The sequence below is a fragment of the Rhodococcus sp. CX genome, from assembly GCF_015865005.1.
Classification (GTDB): domain Bacteria; phylum Actinomycetota; class Actinomycetes; order Mycobacteriales; family Mycobacteriaceae; genus Rhodococcus.
Window position 1 is genome coordinate 1 of record NZ_JADZGH010000269.1, and the last position, 2,646, is coordinate 2,646.

Consider the following 2,646-nt stretch of genomic DNA (forward strand, 5'->3'; position numbering starts at 1 on the left):
CGGCGCCGAAGCCCGCGACGAAGGAGACCGCTGTGCCCATACCCCCCTCGCAGTCCGCCGAGCCCGCCCCGAAGCCGAAGACCGCGGCCCGCAGGCCGAAGAAGCAGCCCGGCGTCAGCATCACGATCACGATCGACCCGGACAACGAATGGACGGTGGCGGTCGCACACGGTGCGCGACGGGTCGGAAAGCCCGCGCCGGTCGGTCCGGACGCAGTCGAACGGGCCGTGCGGGAACTGGGTGACGAGACCGCGCTCGAGGCCGTGCAGTCGGTGATCGACGAGGCGCGGCAGGCCGCCGAGGAGCGGGTCGCTCAGCTCAGCGCTCAATTGGAGGAAGCCAAAAAAGCTCTGGAGAGCCTCGGAGCGACCGGCATCCAGATAGGCTGACTCGCTGACGCGGCCTGTCGTGGCCGGGCGGGAGGGGCCTTATGTTCAAGAAGTTGGCGATGGCGTTCGCGGCAACGATTGCCCTGATCGGAGGCGGCGCCGGGGTGGCGACGGCGGTACCCGGAGGGATACCGCTCGGCGGTGGGTCCGGCATCACGCTCGGTGACGGGACCACCGACATCTTCGACTGCACCCTGAGCACGATCGGTTACGACGCTGCCGGTCGTCTGGTCGGATTCACCGCGGCCCACTGCGGTGGCCCGGGCGCGACGGTCAAGTCCGAGCGCAACCTGGGCGCTGGCGTACTCGGCCGTGTGGTGGCCGGCAACGAGGCACTCGACTACGCGGTGATCCAGTTCGATCCGGGCAGGGTCACGCCGGTGAATCGGGTCGGGAACGTGACGATCACCGATGTGGGTGCGCCGCCGCAGTTCCCGAACCTGGCCTGCAAGGAGGGCCGCACCACCGGCAACACCTGTGGTCTCGTCTGGGGGGACGTGTTCGAGTCGCAGGAGACATGGACCCAGGTCTGCGTCGTCGAGGGCGACTCCGGTGCGCCTCTGGTCATCGGCACGACCCTCGTCGCGATGGTGAACGCGTATCTCGCAGCGCCGTGCATCGGCCCGGAGGTCGGCACCAACTTCAGCGCGATCCTGGCGGACGTGAACGCACGCGGCGGTGTCGGAAGCGGCTTCCGTCCCATCTGATTCCCGTGCTCGTGCGTGGTTTCGGTAGTTGCCGCTACCGAAACCACGCACGAGGGGTCAGACGCACACGGCGCCGATCGACGCGGACCCGACCAGCTTCGTGTACTTCGCGAGGACCCCGCGGGTGTACCTGGGCGGCAGCGGTTCCCAGCCGGTCCGGCGCTGCTCGAGCTCCGCGTCGTCGACGAGGAGATCGAGGGTGCCGTTCGCGACGTCGAGCCGGATCCGGTCGCCGTCGCGGACGAACGCGATCGGGCCCCCGTCGACGGCTTCCGGCGCGACGTGCCCGACACACAAGCCCGTGGTGCCGCCGGAGAACCGGCCGTCGGTGAGCAGCAGGACGTCCTTGCCCAGACCCGCGCCCTTGATGGCTCCGGTGATGGCGAGCATTTCCCGCATCCCGGGACCGCCCTTCGGACCTTCGTAGCGGATGACCACCACGTCGCCGGCGGTGATGGTGCCGTCCTCGAGAGCGTCCATCGCGGCCCGTTCACGTTCGAAGACGCGCGCGGTGCCCTCGAACACCGATTCGTCGAATCCCGCGGACTTGACCACCGCGCCCTCCGGGGCGAGTGTGCCCCGCAGGATCGTGATGCCGCCGGTCGGATGGATCGGGTTGCCGAGTGCACGCAGCACCTTGCCGTCCGGGTCGGGCGGCGCGATGTCGGCGAGGTTCTCGGCGACGGTGCGTCCGGTGACGGTCAGGCAGTCGCCGTGCAGCAGACCGGCGTCGAGCAGGGCCTTCATGACCACGGGTACACCGCCGATGTGGTCGACGTCCTTCATGACGTGCGCCCCGAACGGTTTGACGTCGGCGAGGTGGGGGACCCGCGCGCCCACCCGGACGAAATCGTCGAGTGTCAGTTCCACGTCGGCTTCGTGCGCGATCGCCAGCAGATGCAGGACCGCGTTCGTCGAACCCCCGAACGCCATCACGACCGCGATGGCATTCTCGAACGCCTCCTTGGTGAGGATGTCGGCGGTGGTGATTCCGCGGCGCAGCAGGTCCACGACGGCCTGCCCGCTGCGGCGCGCGAAGCCGTCGCGTCGCCGGTCCGTGGCGGGCGGCGACGCGCTGCCGGGCAGGGACATGCCGAGCGCTTCGGCGGCGCTGGCCATCGTGTTCGCGGTGTACATCCCGCCGCACGCGCCTTCGCCGGGGCAGATCGCCCGTTCGATGGCGTCGAGGTCGTCGCGGGACATCAGCCCCCGCGCGCACGCGCCGACGGCCTCGAACGCGTCGATGATCGTGACGTCGCGTTCGGTGCCGTCGGACAGCTTCGCCGTGCCGGGCAGGATCGACCCGGCGTAGAGGAACACGCCGGCCAGGTTCAGCCGTGCCGCGGCCATGAGCATCCCGGGCAGCGACTTGTCGCATCCGGCGAGCAGCACCGATCCGTCGAGACGCTCGGCCTGCATCACCGTCTCGACGCTGTCGGCGATCACCTCGCGGGAGACCAGCGAGAAGTGCATGCCCTCGTGTCCCATGGAGATGCCGTCGGAGACGGAGATGGTCCCGAATTCCAGCGGATAGCCTCCCGCCGCGTGCA

Annotated in this window: 3 protein-coding genes; 2 read left to right on the forward strand and 1 reads right to left on the reverse strand. The window is 69.7% G+C overall.

Annotated features, from left to right (window positions below; all coding sequences use genetic code 11):
* Positions 1-389 (forward strand): DUF6319 family protein (locus I0Q12_RS29895; protein WP_231611722.1); only part of this gene is annotated, 389 nt, incomplete at its 5' end.
* A 41-nt stretch (positions 390-430) separates the two neighbouring features.
* Positions 431-1,096, forward strand: coding sequence for a serine protease (locus tag I0Q12_RS29900; RefSeq protein ID WP_197257428.1), 666 nt, complete (start codon positions 431-433; stop codon positions 1,094-1,096).
* Between the two features lie 57 nt (positions 1,097-1,153).
* On the opposite strand, the gene ilvD is transcribed toward I0Q12_RS29900, so the two are convergent.
* Positions 1,154-2,646: dihydroxy-acid dehydratase (gene ilvD, locus I0Q12_RS29905; protein WP_231611723.1), on the reverse strand; the 1,493-nt coding region annotated here is incomplete at its 5' end.

Excerpts from the sequence above, each read along its gene's own strand:
- I0Q12_RS29900 (WP_197257428.1), top strand. The coding sequence starts at position 431 with ATGTTCAAGAAGTTGGCGATGGCGTTCGCGGCAACGATTGCCCTGATC.